Below are 17,816 nucleotides of genomic sequence, written 5' to 3'. Positions count from 1 at the left end.
CGGTAAGCGCAGCGCCACCGGGCTTAACAATCTTCCATCAGATGCTCAACCAAAAGCGGAATCGGTCTTCCCGATGCCACGCTTCTGCCGTTCTCACGCCACAGCGCCGTCCCGCTGATATCCAGATGCGCCCACGGAATAGTCGGCGGGCAGAAATGGTGCAGCAGCCACGCCGCCGACGCGCTGATCGCCGCGTTGTTGGTCGGCGTGTTGCACAGATCGGCAATCGCGCTGTCGGTTTGCTTTCTCAGCCGCGCATCCAGCGGCAGGGACCACACCTCGTCGCCGCTCCGTTTGCCCGCGAGCGTCAGTGCCTGACGCAGCGGTTCATCCTGGGTCATCAGCCCGCTCAGCTCATACCCCAGCGCTTTCACCACCGCTCCGGTTAAGGTCGCCATATCAATGATATAGTGCGCCTGCGGATAGCGCTGACTCGCCCAGGCGATAGCGTCTGCCAGCACCAGCCGGCCTTCGGCATCGGTATTGTTGATTTCAACGGTGGTGCCGTTGCAGGCCATCGCCACCGTGCCGGGCTGCATGGCGTCGGGGCCGATGGCGTTTTCCGCCAGCGCCAGCACGCCCATGATGCGCACGGGTAATTTCAGCTCCGCAACGGTCAGCATCAGCCCGAGCACGTTAGCCGCGCCGCACATGTCATATTTCATGGTGTACATGCCCGCGCCTTCCTTCAGCCACAGGCCGCCGGTGTCGAAGGTAATGCCTTTTCCCACGTAGCAGCGCACCGGGCCATCAGACACGCCGTTATAGTGAATAGCCAGCAGGCGCGGCGGGCAGGTCGCCCCTTTGCCAACGGCGTGCAGTAGCCCCAGCCCCTGCTCAACAATTTGCTTTTCATCCAACACCTCGCAGCGCAGGGCAGGGCTGGCGGCACACAGTTTTTGCGCCTCTTCCACCACAAACTGCGGCGTGCAGCGGTCGGACGGCATATCCGCCAGACGTCGCGCCGCAACCATGCCGAGCGCAATGGTCTGCTGCTGGCGGAAGGTCGTCTCCAGCTTCGCCTGCTGTTCCGGCAGGCAAAGGGCAGTGATGCAGGTAAGACGCAGCGCTTCGTCCGTCTTCTTCAGCTTCAGGTCACTGAGCCTGTGCGCCTGATTAAAGAGAAAACGCAGTACCTGCGCCAGCACCACATCGTCAATATCCGTCACGTCCAGCACGAGTTCGGCGCTGGCGGGGGCGGCAAGCAGCGGTCGCAGAGCGGTTAGCAACCCTTCGGTCAGGGCGTCATGCCAGAGCGCATCCGGCAAAAGGGTGATGCGGGCAAACGGCGCGCAGCCAAAGCGCGCGTCCGCGACGGTGCTCTGCTGGCGCATTTCAGCGACAAGAGCGCTTTCCGGTAACAGGGAACTGTCAGCGCGCGCAATCAAATGGCTTTGCGGCTTCGCGTCTGAAAGCGCGTTGATAAACTGGTATGTGATCATCATGACTCCTAAATCGGTGCGCGGATCCGCGCGGCATAGGCCTGCATCCACTCCTCATCTACCGCGTGATAGTGCGTTTTCTCCCGCAGGCGTTCAGTACGGAAAACGGTGAGGGGCTGGCGAGCCGTCGCCACCACAAACGAGAAGGTTTTGATGTTGGTCGCGGCGCCAAATTCTCCTTTGCTGTTCATGCACACCACGGAGAGATCGCCCGCGCGGCCAAAGCGCGACATCAGCTTGTCTTCCAGTTCGAACACCACCGAATCCGCCGCCTGCTGCGGCGTCATCCCTTGCGCCATCCGGCGAACGATTTCGTAGCTGGTACAGCCCTTCATCAGATCTTCACCGACGCCCGTGGCGGTGGCCGCGCCGGTTTCGCTGTCGCAGTAAAAGCCGGAGCCGATGATGGGTGAGTCACCGAGGCGGCCGCGTTTTTTCATAAACAGGCCGCTGGTGGAGGTGGCGACGCTCATCGATCCCTGTTTATCGAGGCCGATGATACCGACGGTGTCATGTCCGTCGTAGGGGCTTAACCCCTTATCCAGCGTTTCGCGGCAGCGCTTACGGTAGTGTTGCATGGCCCGATCCGTGAGCATGGTTTTGTCGGCAAAGCCCTGGCTCAGCGCCCATTCGCGCGCGCCCTGGCCGACCAGCAGGCTGTTATAGCGCTGGCGGCTGAGCGCGTGCGCCACGCGTACCGGGTTGGCGATATCCACCAGATTGCCCACGGCGCCGAACGCCAGCGTGTCGCCGTCCATATAGGCCGCGTCCAGCTCTACCTCGCCGTTCTCGGTCGGCAGCCCGCCGTAGCCGACGGATTTATAAAACGGAAAGTCCTCGACGGCGGCGACGGCATCCACCACCGCCGGAGCGACAGGTTTGCCCGCAGCCAGCGCAGACGCAGATTCCGTGACGCCTTCAAGCGCCATTCGCCAGGTTGCGATAATTCCCCACATGCTTTACTCCTGTTTTGCAAGGGTGGTGTCGGTTTGCGTAGCGGTAGTCAGCTCCGCGGCGCGGTACTGTTTATCCAGGATACGCATGAAAGGCAGGTACAGCATGGCGCCAATCAGCAGGTTGATCAGCTGCATCACGCTGCCGCTCAGGTGCCCGGTGACGATAAAGCCGCTGATAACCGGCGGCAGCGTCCAGGGGATAAACACCCCGGTGGTGACGGCGACCGCACCAATTTTCATCGCCGCATACTGCACGGTGACCAGCACCAGCGGCACCAGATTGAACGGGATGAGCATGATCGGGTTCATGATCACCGGCAGGCCAAACAGGATCGGTTCGTTGATGTTAAACACCGACGCGCCCGCACCGAGGCGCGCTACTTCGCGCATGTTTTTGCTGCGGGCGAAAATCAGCATCGCAATCACCAGCGACAGCGTGGCGCCCGCGCCGCCCATCCAGATCATGTCAAAAAACTGTTCGGTGATGATGTGCGGCGGCGTCGTTCCCGCCTGGATCGCGGCGATGTTGTCGGTCTGGTTCTCCATCCACAGCGGGCGAATAATCCCGTTGATCATCGAACCGGAGTTAATGCCCACTGACCACAGAATGGTGATGCTGAATACGGTCATCAGCGCCCCGAAATAAGAGGTGCCGTAGTGGCGCACCGGGGTGGCAACCACTTCATAAATAAACTGGTGGATGGTGTGATAGTGGGTGTTTTCAAAGATGATGCGGATAAGCAGCACCAGAATCATCACCAGCAGGGCCGGGATCAGGGCCGCGAACGACTCCTGCACCGCCGGAGGCACGCCGTCCGGCATTTTGATGACCAGCTTTTTGCGCTTCAGCCAGCAGAACAGTTCCGTCCACAGCAGGGAACCGATCATCGCCACGAACAGCCCTTTGCTGCCAATCCACTCCACCGGCATCACGGTAATGCCGCCGTTTTCCGCCACTTTGATAAAGGGCGTCAGGATCAGAAACGCGACCAGCGCCAGGATGCCGCAGGAGATGCGGTCCTCGCCATAATGCTCAGCCAGGCGGTAGGCCACCAGGAAGGTGATAAACAGCGACATGGTTGAGAACACCGCGTTAAACGGGATCTCTATAATTGCACTCCAGCTCTCACCAAAGGCCTGAGACATAAACTGCTGATAGGCCTGATTCGGGAAGGAGGAGATCACCAGCAGAATGGAGCCGACGATGATAAACGGCATGAATGAAACGTAGGCGCCGCGAATGGCCCCAAGATGACGCTGCTGGGCCGTTTTCGCCGCCAGCGGCATCAGTTTTGCTTCAAGAAATCCCAGAACATTGTTCATTGTGAACTCCGTACAAGATTGAGAGGTGTTGTTTATGTTATGTCTGTGGATTATCAGTGAAGCGCGGCGAGCGAAAGGTGAAATCGGTCACAAAGCATTCGCTGCTCTGATATAAATCTCATAAGATTAGTTCCGGAGAGAGACGCGATGGAAATCAAACTGCATGCCAACGCCACCACCACACCGCGTATCCGTCGTTATCTTCAGCAGTCAGATAAAAGCGACAGGGAACTTGCCGTTGAGCTGGGGATCTCGGTCACCACCGTCAGGCGCTGGCGCAACCGCGACCAGGTTTCGGATAACCACACAACGCCAAAAGTGATACACAAAGCGCTGAGACAAGAGCAGGCGGCACTGATAAATGCCCTGCGGGATATCACCGGGGCACCGCTGGATGAACTGCTGCTGCTGGTGAATGACGGACTCGGGATCGCCGTTTCCCGCGCGACCCTGAACCGCTACCTCAAACCAGCCTCGCTAAAACAAAAGGGGGCGTCGTTGCAGGGCAAAAAGGCGCTGAAGGCCGGGATCATGCCGCAGAAGCTACTCCTGCATCATCAGCCGCTGTCGCTGCATATGGACGACGGTGGCGAGCAACACCTGCTCTGGGCGCGTGAACCCGTCAGCGGCTGGTGTTACGCCCGGCTTTATGCTGGCGTATCGCCGCAGTTGCTGACCCGCTGGACGAACGAGGTGCTGGCTGCCTGTCCGGCTGATATTCAATCTGTTGAGACTTTTGGGCTAGAAGTGAACTTGCCGGAACATAACGTCACCGTAAAAGTGCATTCACAGTATTATCTCGTCCTTCAGGTCACCGTGCCGTTACGCGAAATCATTCCGCGGGTGAACAGTGAACCGATGGGAGAGCTGTTGATCCAACTGTGTGAGTTTTACAACCGGGGAAAAGCGCAGAAAAAGCTGGGAGAGCGTACGCCGCAGGCGTTTCTGGAAGCGCTGCGGCGTAACGATTAGACGATCTCGAGCACGTCTTCCGGCGGACGGCCGATACGCGCCTTGCCATTTGCCACTACAATCGGGCGCTCAATCAGCTTTGGATTGTCGACCATCGCCTGAATCAGCCGATCTTCAGTGAGACTGGTATCGTTCAGATTGAGCGACTTATACAGATCTTCTTTCTGACGCATCAGGTCGCGTGCGCTGCCCATGTTCAGCATCTTCAGCAGCTGGCGGATAGTCTGCGCGTCCGGCGGCGTCTCCAGGTACAGCACCACTTCCGGTTCGATGCCGTTAGACTTCAGCAGGCTGAGGGTGTCTCGGCTCTTGGAGCAGCGAGGGTTATGGTAAATTTTTACCGCGTCTGTCATGACTTCTCCTTTATTACATCTTCTCGTACGGCTTAAAGCGTTGTTGCAGGCCGCGCAGCTGGTCGATTCGCGCATCGTAGCGGGCCTGTTGCAGGCTGCCAAGCTTCACCTGCGAGCTGGCGCTGCTCAGCAGGGAAATGGCCTGATCGAGACGACCCGCCAGCGCCAGACCTTCCGCACGCGCGGCCAGCTCCTGATCGCGGTTACCCAGTTGCCCCTGGGCCTGGGCGAGCAGCTCCCAGCCGTTCTGGTCATCTTTATTGTTAAAGGTGTAGCGGTTCAGAATGGTCACCGCCTCGCCGGGCTGGCCGCCCTGTAGGTAGGCGTTCGCCAGGTTAAGCTGCAATACTGGATTATTACGAAGATCTTTCGCCCCTTTCAGGCGATTAATCGCATCGGTCGCTTTTTTCTGCCCCAGATCGATATCGGTGGCGAGGTCGAGATACCACGGATTGTCAGGCGCCGCCGCCAGCAGCGGCTGTAGCGCTTTTCGCGCTTCATCGTATTTGCTGGCCTCCATCGCCTGGAGCGCCTGACCATACTGCGCCGCGTTTTTCTCGCGCACGTTGCCTTTCGCCAGCGCGTCCAGCAGATCGCTGGTGAGCTGATTACGTCCGGAGTTGTACATGCCAAGCGTTCTCACTTTGGCCATGTAGAAATCCTGCGAAGACTGCACCACGACCGGACGCATCTGGTTGGCTCGGTTACGCGCATCCGAGAGGCGGCTTTCCGGCAGCGGGTGGGTCAACAGAATTTCAGGCGGGCGCGACGAGTAGCGTGCCTGGTCGAGCAGCTTTTCCAGGAAGCTCGGCATGGCCTGCGGGTCAAAGCCGGAACGCTGTAAAACCTGAATGCCGATGCGGTCTGCTTCCTGCTCGTTCTGCTGGGTAAAGCTGATCATCCCCTGACGCGTCCCCGCCAGCGTCCCGGTGAGCGCCGCCATCCCGGCCTGCGGGCTGGCCATCGCCAGCAGAATAGAGCCCAGCGCGCCCACCCAGGTTAGCGGGGCGTTACGCTTCTGATCTTCCATCGCACGCGCCAGATGGCGCTGGGTGACGTGCGAAATTTCGTGCGCCATGACGGACGCCAGCTGGCTTTCGTTATCGGAATAACGGAACAACGCCGAATGCAGCACCACGTTCCCGCCAAAGAAGGCGAAGGCGTTGATTTCGTCGTTATTGATTAAATAGAAGTGGAAGGGCGTTTTTACCGAGTCGGCGTGCGCCACCAGACGCATTCCCAGACCGTTAATGTATTGCACCAGCAATGGGTCGTTAATCAGCGGAGCACTGCCGCGCAGCTGGCGTACGTAATAATCACCCATCTGCATCTCCTGCCCGATGGAGAGCGTGCTTCCTGCCGTGGTGCCCATGTCCGGCAATGAATCGGACGAGTCAGCGAAAGCGGGCAACACCTGACCCACCGTCACGGCGGCAATCAGTGTCGCAACCAGTGTTTTTCTCAACTGCCTGAACATAACCACTGTCCTGTATGTTGGATGTGCTAATTTGACCGATGAACCCGCATAACGTTCATCTCCGCTGCTCTGCGAGTGTAGCCGTGTTAAGAGATGAAGAAAATCCCATTCATCAGGGTTTTGCGAAACCTGACAGTGAAACAAAAAGGAAAGTCTTTTTTGTGACAGTTAGATACAATTCACCGTCTCTCACTCCCGCCATTCGATTCAGGGAAGGGTTGTATGCTCGAAATGTTAATGCAGTGGTATCGGCGTCGGTTTAGCGACCCGGAAGCCATTGCTTTGCTGGTCATTCTGGTTGCCGGATTCAGTATCCTGTTCTTCTTTAGTGGCCTGCTGGCGCCGCTACTGGTGGCGATTGTGCTGGCGTATCTGCTGGAGTGGCCCACCGCGCGTCTGGAACATATCGGCTGTTCCCGCCGCTGGGCGACCAGCATTGTTCTGGTGCTGTTTGTCGGCATTCTGCTGCTGATGTCCTTCGTGGTGATGCCCATCGCCTGGCAACAGGGGATCTACCTGATCCGCGATATGCCCGGCATGCTGAATAAACTGTCTGATTTTGCCGCCACGCTGCCGCGCCGCTATCCTGCGCTGATGGACGCCGGGATCATCGATGCAATGGCCGAAAACATGCGCGCCCGCATCATGACCATGGGTGACTCGGTGGTGAAATACTCTCTGGCCTCGCTGGTAGGCCTGCTGACGCTGGCGGTTTACCTTGTTCTCGTGCCGCTAATGGTGTTCTTCCTGGTCAAAGATAAAGAGCAGATGCTGAACGCGGTACGCCGCGTGCTGCCGCGCAATCGCGGTCTCGCCGGTCAGGTCTGGCAGGAGATGAACCAGCAGATCACCAACTACATTCGCGGCAAAGTGCTGGAGATGATTGTGGTGGGCGTGGCGACCTGGATTGGCTTCGTGATCTTCGGACTGAACTACTCGCTGCTGCTGGCGGTGCTGGTCGGATTCTCGGTTCTGATCCCGTATATCGGCGCGTTTGTGGTGACCATTCCGGTAGTCGGTGTGGCGCTGTTCCAGTTTGGTCTGGGTACGGAGTTCTGGAGCTGTTTCGCCGTATACCTGATTATTCAGGGACTGGACGGGAACCTGCTGGTACCGGTGCTGTTCTCAGAAGCAGTTAACCTGCATCCGCTGGTGATTATCCTGTCAGTGGTGATTTTCGGCGGGCTGTGGGGATTCTGGGGGGTATTCTTCGCCATTCCGCTGGCGACGCTGATTAAAGCCGTGGTCCACGCGTGGCCGGATGTGCCAGCGGTGGAAGAGAAGTAGATTTAGTGCGGGCTGATGCCCTCACCCCACCCTCTCCTGCGGGGAGAGGGGGCAAACACTAAAAACGGTAGCGCATGCTACCGTTTTGCATTTACCTTGTAGGCCGGGTAAGCGCAGCGCCACCCGGCACTAAAATGATCACGCGTTCTCTTTCAGCCACTTCAACACCACGTCGTGGTGGTTGCTGGTTTTGAAATCATCAAACACGTGCTCAACTTTACCGTCAGCGTCAATCAGGAAACTGATGCGGTGAATACCGTCGTACGTTTTGCCCATAAAGGACTTCTCACCCCAGACGCCAAACTGCTCGCAAACCTGGTGGTCTTCATCGGAAAGCAGCGTGAAGTTCAGCAGCTCTTTTTCCGCAAAGCGTGACAGCTTCTCTGGCTTATCGGTGCTGATGCCCAGCACTTCCACACCGACCTTCTTCAACTCATCCATGTTGTCGCGTAGACCGCAGGCCTGTACGGTACAGCCCGGGGTCATGGCTTTCGGGTAGAAATAGACCAGAACACGCTGTCCCTGGAAGTCGGTCAAATTTACTTGCTCGCCGTCTTGATCCGGTAAGCTAAATTTCGGTGCGATATCACCGGCTTTCAGTGGGTTCATTACTCAACTCCATCCTGTTCGTGCTGCGAATAATCGACGACGCTTATACTGCCTTGCGCATGTAATTCTGTACAGAGGGCTTTGAACGCTTGCTCGATATTTGACGCATCCTGCGAGGCAGGGCTGTGTGCGGTAATTTGAATAAACAGCGTCGGGATTGCGTTTTCATCGCCCGGCTGCGTGCGGGAAACCAGTTCGGCAATGTTCATCTGATGGCTGTCAAATAGCGCGGTGAAACGTTCAATCAGATGAGGTGAATCAGGCACTTCAACCTGTACCCAGACCGTGGCAGGCAGAGCCGGACGCGGGCGCGCGGTGGTGCGCTTCATCACAATCAGTAAATCCAGCTCTGCGCCTTTCAGCGGCAAGGTAGATTCGATGAGGGTAATGGCATTCCATGTTCCGGAAAGCAGCATGATGAACGTGAACTCTTCGCCAAGCATAGCCAGCCGGCTATCTTCGATGTTGCAGCCGCAGCTGCTCACGTGGCGAGTGATGGTATTCACGATACCCGGCCTGTCAGCACCCAGCGCAGTGATAACCAGGTAATGTTGTGATGAGGTTGTCAAACCTGTTCTTCCTTTGCGTGGTTAAGTCTTCCTAAGGAAAGCATAAAAAAAACATGCATACAACCGCCTGAGAGCCTCAGGTCGCTTGCTTTTATTACAGTTCCAAACGTAACATTGAGGCTCTTGTTCGCACAGAGGATGGCTCATGTTCACGGGAAGTATTGTCGCGCTTGTTACACCGATGGATGAAAAAGGTAATGTCTGCCGGTCAAGCATGAAGAAGCTCATTGATTACCATGTCGCCAATGGAACCTCGGCGATCGTTTCGGTAGGGACTACCGGTGAATCCGCTACGCTGAGCCACGAAGAGCACGGCGACGTTGTGATGCTGACCCTGGAACTGGCGGACGGGCGTATTCCGGTCATCGCGGGGACGGGCGCAAACGCAACGGCAGAAGCGATTAGCCTGACTCAGCGTTTTAACGACAGCGGCATTGTCGGCTGCCTGACGGTGACCCCTTATTACAACCGTCCTACTCAGGAAGGTTTGTTCCAGCATTTCAAAGCCATCGCTGAACATACTGACTTGCCACAAATTCTGTATAATGTGCCGTCCCGTACCGGTTGCGATATGCTGCCGGAAACCGTTGGCCGTCTCTCGAAAGTAAAAAATATTATCGGGATTAAAGAGGCGACAGGGAACTTAAGCCGCGTTCATCAGATCAAAGAGCTGGTTTCAGACGACTTTATCCTGTTGAGCGGTGATGATGCGACCGCGCTGGACTTTATGCAGCTCGGTGGTAATGGCGTGATTTCCGTTACGGCGAACGTGGCGGCGCGTGATATGGCTGACATGTGCAAACTGGCCGCAGCCGGTCACTTTGATGAAGCTCGCGTGATTAATCAGCGTCTGATGCCGTTGCACAATAAATTATTTGTCGAACCCAATCCGATCCCAGTGAAATGGGCATGTAAGGAGTTGGGGCTTGTAGCAACCGACACGCTGCGTCTGCCAATGACACCGATTACCGACCACGGTCGTGAAATTGTCGCTGGCGCGCTGAAGCATGCCGGTTTGCTGTAAAGTTTAGGGAGATTTGATGGCTTATTCAGTACAGAAGTCGCGCCTGGCGAAGGTTGCGGGTGTTTCGCTTGTTATGCTCCTCGCTGCCTGTAGTTCAGACTCGCGCTACAAGCGCCAGGTGAGCGGTGATGAATCCTATCTGGATGCGCCGCCGCTTGCTGAACTTCACGCGCCTGCCGGCATGATCCTGCCGATCCAGAACGGTGATTATAATATTCCGGTTACCAACGGCAGTGGCCTGGTGGGTAAAGCGCTTGATATTCGTCCGCCGGCTCAGCCTCTGGCGCTGGTGAGTGGCGCGCGCACGCAGTTTACCGGTGATACGGCCTCTCTGCTGGTGGAAAGCGCACGCGGTACCACGCTGTGGCCGCAGGTTGTGAACGTTATTCAGTCGAAAAACTATACGATTGATAAACGCGACGACGCCAGCCAGACCTTAACCACCGACTGGATTGAGTGGAACCGTCTCGATGAAGACCAGCAGTATCGTGGTCGTTATCAAGTCTCCGTTAAGCCGCAGGGTTATCAGCAGGCGGTTACCGTCAAGCTGTTGAATCTTGAGCAGGCAGGTAAACCGGTTGCCGATCCGGCCGCCATGCAGCGCTACAGCACTGAAATGCTGAACGTGATTGCCGCAGGTCTGGATAAAAACGCTACCGATGCCGCAAACGCCGCGCAGAACCGTAACGGTTCAACGTTTGATGTGCAGAGCGGTGCAGACGATACCGGCCTGCCAATGCTGGTGGTGCGTGCGCCGTTTAATCAGACCTGGCAGCGCCTGCCAGCAACGCTTGAAAAAGTGGGCATGAAGGTGACCGACAGCACCCGTTCAACGGGCAGCATCACAGCGACCTATAAGCCGCTGTCTGATAGCGCCTGGCAGGAGCTGGGGGCAAGCGATCCACAGCTGCCTTCCGGTGACTACAAAATCCAGGTTGGCGACCTCGATAACCGCAGCAGCCTGCAATTTATCGATCCGAAAGGACACACGCTGACCCAGGCGCAGAACGATGCGCTGGTCGCTGCCTTCCAGGCCGCATTCAGCAAATAATAGTGAGGGCTGGTTAATCCAGCCCTTTTTATTTTCGTGCTACGCAAACGTGTGCGTGGCATAATATGGCCAGTTTTGAATACAAATCATCACACCAGGAGTAATGAAGATGCAGAAGCAAGCTGAGTTGTATCGTGGCAAAGCGAAAACCGTATACAGCACGGAAAACCCGGATCTGTTGGTGCTCGAATTCCGCAATGATACGTCAGCAGGAGACGGCGCACGCATTGAGCAGTTCGATCGTAAGGGCATGGTGAACAACAAGTTCAACCACTTCATTATGACCAAACTGGCCGAAGCCGGTATCCCGACTCAGATGGAAGCGTTGCTGTCCGATACGGAATGTCTGGTAAAAAAACTGGATATGGTGCCGGTTGAGTGCGTGATCCGTAACCGTGCCGCAGGCTCCCTGGTGAAGCGTCTGGGCATTGAAGAGGGTATCGAACTGAATCCACCGCTGTTCGATCTGTTCCTGAAAAACGACGCCATGCACGACCCGATGGTCAACGAATCCTACTGCGAAACCTTCGGCTGGGTAAGCAAAGAGAACCTGGCGCGCATGCAGGAACTGACCTACAAAGCCAATGACGTGCTGAAAAAGCTGTTTGATGACGCGGGCCTGATCCTGGTCGACTTCAAGCTGGAGTTCGGTCTGTACAAGGGTGAAGTGGTGCTGGGCGACGAATTCTCGCCGGACGGCAGCCGCCTGTGGGACAAAGAGACGCTGGATAAAATGGATAAAGACCGTTTCCGCCAGAGTCTGGGTGGCGTGGTCGAAGCGTACGAAGCGGTTGCTCACCGTTTAGGCGTTAAGCTCGACTAAACTGCGCATTTGCCAAAGGATGTTGGCATCCTTTGGCGTCTTATCCTTGTTTACTATGGTAATCCTTTCATTAACCGCCTACGATCATAGCTATTATAAATGGAATAGTTCGAGGTGTTTATGCGCTGGCAAGGGCGTCGTGAAAGTGACAACGTAGAAGACAGACGCAGCAGTGGTGGCGGTGGTCCGTCTATGGGCGGGCCAGGTTTCCGGTTACCCAGCGGCAAGGGCGGCATTATTCTGCTGGTCGTCGTGCTGGTGGCGGGCTACTACGGCGTCGACCTGACCGGTTTGATGACCGGTGAAACCGGGCAACAGCAGCAGTATTCTCAGCGCTCCATCAGCCCGAATGAAGATGAAGCGGCGAAATTTACTTCCGTTATTCTCGCGACGACCGAAGATACCTGGGGTCAGCAGTTCGAGAAAATGGGGCGGACTTATCAGCCGCCAAAACTGGTGATGTACCGGGGCGCAACCCGCACCGGCTGCGGCACCGGGCAGTCCGTTATGGGGCCGTTCTACTGCCCGGCGGACAGCACCGTCTATATCGATCTCTCCTTCTATGACGACATGAAAAGCAAGCTGGGCGCCGACGGCGATTTTGCCCAGGGCTACGTGATCGCGCATGAAGTCGGCCACCACGTGCAGAAGCTCCTCGGTATTGAGCCTAAAGTGCGTCAGATGCAGCAGAATGCTTCTCAGGCGGAGGTGAATCGTCTGTCCGTACGCATGGAGCTTCAGGCCGACTGCTTCGCTGGCGTCTGGGGACACAGCATGCAGCAGCAGGGCGTGCTGGAAACAGGCGATCTGGAAGAGGCCCTGAATGCCGCACAGGCGATTGGTGACGATCGCTTGCAGCAGCAGAGCCAGGGGCGCGTTGTGCCGGACAGCTTTACCCATGGCACCTCAGAGCAGCGCTACAGCTGGTTTAAGCGTGGCTTCGACAGCGGCAACCCGTCGCAGTGTAATACCTTCGGCAAAGCTATGTGATGTTGGGATTTGAACAGCTGGTCAACCAGCTTCAGCGTACCGGGCACCGCCGGCTGGTGGTGCTCAGCGGCGATGAAGCGTGGACGTTGAGCCAGGCGACCATTCTGCGCGATACGTTACCAGGAGACTGGCTGTGGCTGGAGGAAAACCCCTCTAAGACCATCAGCGGCCTGCTGGGACGTGAATACCTTCACGCCGTTTTTGACGCGCGTCGCGGGTTTGACGTCTCGGCCTTCGCCGCCCTCAGCGGGACCCTGCGCGCCGGAAGCCTTCTGATTCTGCTGGTGCCGCCGTTCTCCGTCTGGGCTAACAGGCCCGACGCGGATTCTCTACGCTGGAGCGACAGCGCCGAGCCGATCGCCACCCCGCACTTTGTTCACCACTTTTGCCGGACGCTTGCCGCCGATTCAGATGCCATCGTCTGGCATCAACATCGTCCTCTGTGCCTTCCCGTTACGTCAGATTTACCCGCCTGGCAGCCTGCCAGCGGTGAACCGCAGCGCGAGCAAGCTGAGATCCTCGACGCTCTTCTGACCATGCCTGCGGGCGTGGCCGCCGTGACGGCACCGCGCGGACGCGGAAAGTCCGCCCTGGCGGGCATGTTGCTCAACGGCATTCAGGGGAGTGCAGTAGTGACGGCACCGGCAAAAGGGGCGACGGATGTCATCGCGCGTTTCGCCGGGGAACATTTTCACTTTATGGCCCCGGATGCGCTGCTGGCCTCCACAACAGAAGCTGACTGGCTGATTGTCGATGAGGCGGCCGCCATCCCCGGCCCGCTGCTGGAGAAGCTGGCGTCGCGCTTTCCCCGCGTGTTGCTGACCACCACGGTGCAGGGTTATGAAGGCACGGGCAGGGGATTCCTGCTGAAGTTCTGCGCCCGGTTCAGCGGGCTGCGGCGTTATACCTTATCCACGCCTGTTCGCTGGGCTGCCGGATGTCCCCTTGAGCGGATAGTGGCGAACGCGCTGCTGTTCGACGATGCGCTTATCGATCGCAAACCGGAAGGCGAGGTACGTTTAACGTCGCTGGAGCCCGGGATGTGGGAGAGCGATCCGACGCGCGGGGCAGGCGTGTATGAACTGCTTTGCGCCGCGCACTACCGGACGTCACCCCTCGATTTACGCCGGATGATGGACGCCCCCGGCCAGCACTTTGCTGTTGCTCAGGCGGGCGCGGAGATCGCGGGCGCGCTCTGGCTGGTGGAGGAGGGGGGATTACCCCCTGAACTTAGCCGCGCAGTCTGGGCGGGCTTTCGTCGGCCGCGTGGAAATCTGGTGGCGCAGTCGCTGGCAGCGCACGGCGGCTCGCCGCTCGCGGCGACGCTTAAAGGCCGACGCGTCAGCCGCATTGCGGTTCATCCCCATCGCCAGCGGGAAGGCATCGGCCAGCGGCTGATCCGCAGTGCCAGCGGAGAAGATTATCTCTCGGTCAGCTTTGGCTATACCGACGAGCTGTGGCGTTTCTGGCGGCAGTGCGGGTTTGTGCTGGTGCGAATGGGCAGCCACCGGGAAGCCAGCAGCGGGTGCTATACGGCGATGGCGTTGCTGCCGCTGAGCGAGGCGGGGCATCAGCTCTGCGAACAGGCGCATCAGCGGTTATGTCGTGATATGCGCGTCCTGTCGGCCTGGAATGGCGAAAAGATCCCGGTGACGGATGCATGGGAAGCTACCCTTAATAGTGACGACTGGCTGGAGCTGGCGGGGTTTGCCTTTGCTCACCGGGCGTTTTCAACTTCGGTTGCGGCGCTGACGCGGTTGTTGTTAGCCGTGGACATGCCAATTCCGGCGCTGCGGGGGAAAATGGAAGGGAATACGCACGATTTCGGGCGCAAAGCGTTGCTGGCGAAGCTACGCGAGGAAACCGCTCACGCGCTTGAAAGGCTTGATTACTCCCGTAGCCAGCAGCTGAAAGCCGACATTTTGCAATGGCAATTTTTTCAATGAGTTCTTCAGTAAAGTGGCATGGTCATTACCCCGCAGAGGCGTAAAATCCTGCTTATCAATTAAGGAGATCGCCATGAAACATGACCATTTTGTTGTGCAAAGCCCGGATACACCTGCTAAACAGCTCCTGCTTCTGTTTCATGGCGTGGGCGACAATGCCGTCAATATGGGACAAATTGGCAGCTGGTTTGCACCCGTTTTCCCACACGCGCTGATCGTCAGCATCGGCGGCGTGGAGCCGTGCGGTCCGGACGGGCGGCAGTGGTTTTCCGTCGAGGGCGTGACGGAGGAGAATCGTCAGGCGCGTATTGATGCCGCTATGCCAGCCTTTATCGATACCGTGCGTTACTGGCAGCAGCAGAGCGGCGTAGGCGCCGACGCAACGGCGCTGATTGGCTTCTCTCAGGGCTCAATCATGTCGCTGGAAAGCGTAAAAGCGCAGCCCGGACTGGTGTCCCGCGTGATTGCCTTTAACGGGCGTTTTGCGACGTTACCGCAAAGCGCGACCACGCAGACCACGATCCATCTCATTCATGGAGGGGAAGACCGGGTAATTGAGCTTTCGCATGCGGTTGCTGCCCAGGAGACGCTGATGCGCGAGGGCGGAGATGTGACGCTGGATATCGTAGACGATCTGGGGCATGCCATTGACGATCGCAGCATGCAGTTCGCGCTCGATCATCTGCGTTATACCGTACCGAAGCACTACTTTGATGAAGCGCTCAGCGGCGGTAAGCCGAATGACGATGATATCGTCGAGTTTATGTGAGGTGTCCCCCTCTCTTTAGGGAGAGGGGAAACAGAGCGATTACTTCTTCTGGTCCTTCTTCGGCCAGTCGTCTTCATCGTCCCACTTGTCGTTAAAATCACGGTGCGGCGGAAGATCCGGTTTGTTGGCAAGGAACTTTTTGTGGTCAACGCGCTTGAGATCTTTAATCACGTTAAGCAGCACGCCTACCAGAAATACCAACACCAGAATCCACCAGTACTTTGAAAGCCAGTCCATTCGCTAATCCTCTTTAAGCACCCGTCAGGCGACGAGCTGCTCCATAATACGTTGATACATGCGGGCCAGCAGTTGTAAATCGGCAGCGTTCACGCATTCATTGATTTTGTGAATCGTCGCGTTAACCGGACCCAGTTCGACAACCTGTGCGCCCATGCGGGCGATAAAGCGTCCGTCAGACGTGCCGCCCGTTGTCAGCAGCTGTGGCTTAATTTCATTATAGTGCGCAATGGCGTTCACCACCGCATCCACCAGTTTACCGCGCTGCGTCAGGAACGGCTGGCCAGACAGCCACCAGTCGAGGGTATAGCGCAGCTGATATTTCTCGAGCAGCGCAATCACGCGCGCTTTGATCATCTCGTCGGTCAGTTCGGTGCTGAAGCGGAAGTTAAACTGGACGAAGAGATCGCCGGGAATGACGTTGTTGCTGCCGGTGCCAGCCTTGATGTTGGCTATCTGCATGCTGGTTGGCGGGAAAAATTCGTTGCCTTTATCCCATTCAATGCCTACCAGTTCGTTCAGCATCGGCGCGGCGCGGTGTACCGGGTTATCCGCCAGGTGCGGATAGGCAACGTGGCCCTGCACGCCATGAATAGTCAAATTACAGGTCAGGGATCCACGGCGGCCATTTTTCACCACATCGCCAACCACTTCGGTGCTGGACGGTTCGCCCACCAGACAGTAGTCCAGACGTTCATTGCGCGCCATCAGCGCCTCAACGACCTTCACGGTGCCGTTGTGGGCGCTGGCTTCTTCATCGGAGGTAATCAAAAACGCAAGACGGTTTTTATGGTTCGGATGCTGGGCGACGAAACGCTCTGCCGCCACGACCATCGCAGCCAGAGAACCTTTCATGTCCGCAGCGCCGCGTCCGAAAAGCATGCCGTCGCGGATGGTCGGCTCAAAAGGCGGGTTGATCCAGCGGTCTGCGTCGCCTGCGGGAACTACGTCAGTATGTCCGGCAAATGCCAGCGTCTCTCCCTGACCGCGCCATGCCCAGAAGTTCTGCGTATCGCCAAAATCCATGTGCTCCACGGTAAAACCGATGGCACGCAGGCGCTCAATCATTAATGCCTGACAACCTGCGTCGTCCGGGCTAAGGGAAGGACGGCGAATAAGCTGCTGAGTCAGCTCAATGACCGGGCATGACATAGACTACACCTCAACGAATAAATCTGAATAAAGGGTTTCACTGAAACCCAGCAGCATAGGCTGACCTGGCTTGCAGAGCAATGGGCGTTTGATGATTGCCGGCATTTCAAGCATCAGTTTGGCTGCGCTGTCGGCGTCGTTGATCGTGGCCCGGAGAGATTCATCCAGTTTTCGCCAGGTGGTCCCGCGTGTATTCAGTAGCGCTTCCCATCCCAGTTCGTTGATGGCGGAATGGAGGAACGCGGGGTCAAGCCCGTCGGCACGGTAATCGTGGAAGCGATAGTCGATGTTGTGTGCTTCCAGCCAGCGGCGGGCTTTTTTAATCGTGTCGCAATTCTTAATGCCGTACATCACAACCATAGTGAATCCTTTTGTTCTTTTGTGGATTAAATGTTCAATATTTTCGAAGATATATCCTTAAGTGGAATATAACACATTCGGAATTTTTCGGGATTTACAATTCTCCATAATTCAACGAACAGCTGTAAGCTGAATAGTCTTTCATCTTTTAAGCATAGTTGTCCACCCTGTTTAAATTGCCAATAAACTCAGGGGGAAATTAAAAATGCTGTCATTTTTCCGACTATTTCAAAATATTGCTGTAGGTCACATAAAATTTACCCGACAACGCTCATAGTGATCCTAAACCTACCAGCACAGCGGGGCTCAATCACAGCAATCGGTTAAAGTGGCTTCACAATGATGATACGTTTTCGTAGAATGCGCATAATAATAAGAGAGGTTGTTATGATTGAACGTGAACTGGGGAACTGGAAAGATTTTATCGAAGGCATGCTTCGTAAATGAATTTCCGGTAAGAAATGCAAGAGCACTTA

19 protein-coding genes are annotated in these 17,816 nt (G+C 56.8%); 9 read left to right on the top strand and 10 right to left on the bottom strand.

Annotation, left to right across the window (positions count from 1 at the left end):
• Positions 1-23: 23 nt before the first annotated feature.
• The 3 genes from ACOTX5_RS04120 to celB are packed head-to-tail and all read right to left on the bottom strand — an operon-like array spanning position 24 to position 3,721.
• Positions 24-1,442 carry a leucyl aminopeptidase family protein gene (locus tag ACOTX5_RS04120; protein WP_032669404.1) on the bottom strand — a complete coding sequence of 473 codons (1,419 nt, stop codon included), beginning with the start codon at positions 1,440-1,442 and terminating at the stop codon, positions 24-26.
• Between the two features lie 8 nt (positions 1,443-1,450).
• On the bottom strand, positions 1,451-2,398 hold the full coding sequence (locus ACOTX5_RS04115) for a N(4)-(beta-N-acetylglucosaminyl)-L-asparaginase (protein WP_234101210.1): 948 nt from the start codon (positions 2,396-2,398) through the stop codon (positions 1,451-1,453).
• Positions 2,399-2,401: 3 nt separating this feature from the next.
• Positions 2,402-3,721, bottom strand: coding sequence for a PTS cellobiose transporter subunit IIC (celB, locus tag ACOTX5_RS04110; RefSeq protein ID WP_045911334.1), 1,320 nt, complete (start codon positions 3,719-3,721; stop codon positions 2,402-2,404).
• Positions 3,722-3,868: 147 nt separating this feature from the next.
• Here celB and ACOTX5_RS04105 point away from each other — a divergent pair, with 147 nt between their 5' ends.
• Positions 3,869-4,693: a homeodomain-like domain protein gene (locus tag ACOTX5_RS04105; RefSeq protein WP_032669405.1), complete on the top strand. Its 825-nt coding sequence runs from the start codon at positions 3,869-3,871 to the stop codon at positions 4,691-4,693.
• On the opposite strand, the gene arsC is transcribed toward ACOTX5_RS04105, so the two are convergent.
• Together arsC and bepA are read right to left on the bottom strand one after the other, a co-directional pair.
• On the bottom strand, positions 4,690-5,046 hold the full coding sequence (gene arsC, locus ACOTX5_RS04100; protein ID WP_017383503.1) for an arsenate reductase (glutaredoxin): 357 nt from the start codon (positions 5,044-5,046) through the stop codon (positions 4,690-4,692). The genes ACOTX5_RS04105 and arsC overlap by 4 nt on opposite strands.
• A gap of 13 nt (positions 5,047-5,059) precedes the next feature.
• On the bottom strand, positions 5,060-6,523 hold the full coding sequence (bepA, locus tag ACOTX5_RS04095) for a beta-barrel assembly-enhancing protease (protein WP_015572197.1): 1,464 nt from the start codon (positions 6,521-6,523) through the stop codon (positions 5,060-5,062).
• 222 nt (positions 6,524-6,745) lie between these two features.
• Between bepA and ACOTX5_RS04090 the strand changes: the two genes are divergently transcribed.
• Positions 6,746-7,810 carry an AI-2E family transporter gene (locus ACOTX5_RS04090; protein WP_032669407.1) on the top strand — a complete coding sequence of 355 codons (1,065 nt, stop codon included), beginning with the start codon at positions 6,746-6,748 and terminating at the stop codon, positions 7,808-7,810.
• 138 nt (positions 7,811-7,948) lie between these two features.
• Here ACOTX5_RS04090 and bcp read toward each other — a convergent pair whose 3' ends face one another.
• Both bcp and ACOTX5_RS04080 read right to left on the bottom strand, forming a co-directional pair.
• Complete coding sequence (bcp, locus tag ACOTX5_RS04085; RefSeq protein WP_015572198.1) at positions 7,949-8,419, bottom strand: thioredoxin-dependent thiol peroxidase; 471 nt, start codon at positions 8,417-8,419, stop codon at positions 7,949-7,951.
• Positions 8,419-8,988, bottom strand: coding sequence for a glycine cleavage system transcriptional repressor (locus tag ACOTX5_RS04080; RefSeq protein ID WP_000213743.1), 570 nt, complete (start codon positions 8,986-8,988; stop codon positions 8,419-8,421). The genes bcp and ACOTX5_RS04080 overlap by 1 nt, the downstream gene beginning before the upstream one ends.
• A 145-nt stretch (positions 8,989-9,133) precedes the next feature.
• On the opposite strand from ACOTX5_RS04080, the gene dapA reads away from it, so the two are divergent.
• The 6 genes from dapA to ypfH all read left to right on the top strand — a co-directional run bounded on the left by dapA (position 9,134) and on the right by ypfH (position 15,591).
• Positions 9,134-10,012, top strand: coding sequence for a 4-hydroxy-tetrahydrodipicolinate synthase (gene dapA / locus ACOTX5_RS04075; protein WP_003860542.1), 879 nt, complete (start codon positions 9,134-9,136; stop codon positions 10,010-10,012).
• Positions 10,013-10,028: 16 nt separating this feature from the next.
• Positions 10,029-11,063 carry an outer membrane protein assembly factor BamC gene (bamC, locus tag ACOTX5_RS04070; protein WP_045911336.1) on the top strand — a complete coding sequence of 345 codons (1,035 nt, stop codon included), beginning with the start codon at positions 10,029-10,031 and terminating at the stop codon, positions 11,061-11,063.
• 109 nt (positions 11,064-11,172) lie between these two features.
• On the top strand, positions 11,173-11,886 hold the full coding sequence (gene purC, locus ACOTX5_RS04065) for a phosphoribosylaminoimidazolesuccinocarboxamide synthase (RefSeq protein ID WP_001171626.1): 714 nt from the start codon (positions 11,173-11,175) through the stop codon (positions 11,884-11,886).
• Positions 11,887-12,006: 120 nt separating this feature from the next.
• The gene (locus ACOTX5_RS04060) at positions 12,007-12,876 is read left to right on the top strand and encodes a neutral zinc metallopeptidase (RefSeq protein WP_001303362.1); all 870 of its coding nucleotides are present in this window, start codon (positions 12,007-12,009) and stop codon (positions 12,874-12,876) included.
• Entirely contained in the window at positions 12,876-14,822 is a 1,947-nt protein-coding gene (locus ACOTX5_RS04055) for a tRNA(Met) cytidine acetyltransferase TmcA (RefSeq protein ID WP_059453034.1), read from the top strand. The genes ACOTX5_RS04060 and ACOTX5_RS04055 overlap by 1 nt, the downstream gene beginning before the upstream one ends.
• 73 nt (positions 14,823-14,895) lie before the next feature.
• Complete coding sequence (gene ypfH / locus ACOTX5_RS04050) at positions 14,896-15,591, top strand: esterase (RefSeq protein ID WP_023295120.1); 696 nt, start codon at positions 14,896-14,898, stop codon at positions 15,589-15,591.
• A 39-nt stretch (positions 15,592-15,630) separates the two neighbouring features.
• Here ypfH and ACOTX5_RS04045 read toward each other — a convergent pair whose 3' ends face one another.
• From ACOTX5_RS04045 to ACOTX5_RS04035, 3 genes are read right to left on the bottom strand one after another with little or no spacing between them, the layout of a single operon-like run.
• The gene (locus ACOTX5_RS04045) at positions 15,631-15,828 is read right to left on the bottom strand and encodes a YpfN family protein (RefSeq protein ID WP_000383991.1); all 198 of its coding nucleotides are present in this window, start codon (positions 15,826-15,828) and stop codon (positions 15,631-15,633) included.
• Between the two features lie 24 nt (positions 15,829-15,852).
• Entirely contained in the window at positions 15,853-16,980 is a 1,128-nt protein-coding gene (gene dapE, locus ACOTX5_RS04040) for a succinyl-diaminopimelate desuccinylase (RefSeq protein ID WP_017383496.1), read from the bottom strand.
• 3 nt (positions 16,981-16,983) lie between these two features.
• Positions 16,984-17,340 carry an ArsC family reductase gene (locus ACOTX5_RS04035; RefSeq protein WP_015572203.1) on the bottom strand — a complete coding sequence of 119 codons (357 nt, stop codon included), beginning with the start codon at positions 17,338-17,340 and terminating at the stop codon, positions 16,984-16,986.
• A gap of 387 nt (positions 17,341-17,727) precedes the next feature.
• Between ACOTX5_RS04035 and ypfM the strand changes: the two genes are divergently transcribed.
• The gene (gene ypfM, locus ACOTX5_RS04030; RefSeq protein WP_015572204.1) at positions 17,728-17,787 is read left to right on the top strand and encodes a protein YpfM; all 60 of its coding nucleotides are present in this window, start codon (positions 17,728-17,730) and stop codon (positions 17,785-17,787) included.
• The last annotated feature ends 29 nt before the right edge of the window (positions 17,788-17,816 follow it).

The organism is Enterobacter cloacae complex sp. IR5441 (assembly GCF_049238215.1).
Lineage (GTDB): Bacteria > Pseudomonadota > Gammaproteobacteria > Enterobacterales > Enterobacteriaceae > Enterobacter > Enterobacter hormaechei_C.
Note: the sequence above shows the minus strand (reverse complement) of the source record. Positions and strands in the feature narration are given on the sequence as shown.

What these genes read in the sequence shown, in the direction of transcription:
- dapA (WP_003860542.1), top strand. Translation starts at nt 9,134, where the DNA reads ATGTTCACGGGAAGTATTGTCGCGCTTGTTACACCGATGGATGAAAAA.
- bcp (WP_015572198.1), bottom strand. Translation starts at nt 8,419, where the DNA reads ATGAACCCACTGAAAGCCGGTGATATCGCACCGAAATTTAGCTTACCG.
- ACOTX5_RS04055 (WP_059453034.1), top strand. Translation starts at nt 12,876, where the DNA reads ATGTTGGGATTTGAACAGCTGGTCAACCAGCTTCAGCGTACCGGGCAC.
- ACOTX5_RS04060 (WP_001303362.1), top strand. Translation starts at nt 12,007, where the DNA reads ATGCGCTGGCAAGGGCGTCGTGAAAGTGACAACGTAGAAGACAGACGC.
- ACOTX5_RS04035 (WP_015572203.1), bottom strand. Translation starts at nt 17,340, where the DNA reads ATGGTTGTGATGTACGGCATTAAGAATTGCGACACGATTAAAAAAGCC.
- celB (WP_045911334.1), bottom strand. Translation starts at nt 3,721, where the DNA reads ATGAACAATGTTCTGGGATTTCTTGAAGCAAAACTGATGCCGCTGGCG.
- ACOTX5_RS04115 (WP_234101210.1), bottom strand. Translation starts at nt 2,398, where the DNA reads ATGTGGGGAATTATCGCAACCTGGCGAATGGCGCTTGAAGGCGTCACG.
- ACOTX5_RS04045 (WP_000383991.1), bottom strand. Translation starts at nt 15,828, where the DNA reads ATGGACTGGCTTTCAAAGTACTGGTGGATTCTGGTGTTGGTATTTCTG.
- ypfH (WP_023295120.1), top strand. Translation starts at nt 14,896, where the DNA reads ATGAAACATGACCATTTTGTTGTGCAAAGCCCGGATACACCTGCTAAA.
- arsC (WP_017383503.1), bottom strand. Translation starts at nt 5,046, where the DNA reads ATGACAGACGCGGTAAAAATTTACCATAACCCTCGCTGCTCCAAGAGC.
- purC (WP_001171626.1), top strand. Translation starts at nt 11,173, where the DNA reads ATGCAGAAGCAAGCTGAGTTGTATCGTGGCAAAGCGAAAACCGTATAC.
- ACOTX5_RS04090 (WP_032669407.1), top strand. Translation starts at nt 6,746, where the DNA reads ATGCTCGAAATGTTAATGCAGTGGTATCGGCGTCGGTTTAGCGACCCG.
- dapE (WP_017383496.1), bottom strand. Translation starts at nt 16,980, where the DNA reads ATGTCATGCCCGGTCATTGAGCTGACTCAGCAGCTTATTCGCCGTCCT.
- bamC (WP_045911336.1), top strand. Translation starts at nt 10,029, where the DNA reads ATGGCTTATTCAGTACAGAAGTCGCGCCTGGCGAAGGTTGCGGGTGTT.
- ACOTX5_RS04105 (WP_032669405.1), top strand. Translation starts at nt 3,869, where the DNA reads ATGGAAATCAAACTGCATGCCAACGCCACCACCACACCGCGTATCCGT.
- bepA (WP_015572197.1), bottom strand. Translation starts at nt 6,523, where the DNA reads ATGTTCAGGCAGTTGAGAAAAACACTGGTTGCGACACTGATTGCCGCC.
- ACOTX5_RS04120 (WP_032669404.1), bottom strand. Translation starts at nt 1,442, where the DNA reads ATGATCACATACCAGTTTATCAACGCGCTTTCAGACGCGAAGCCGCAA.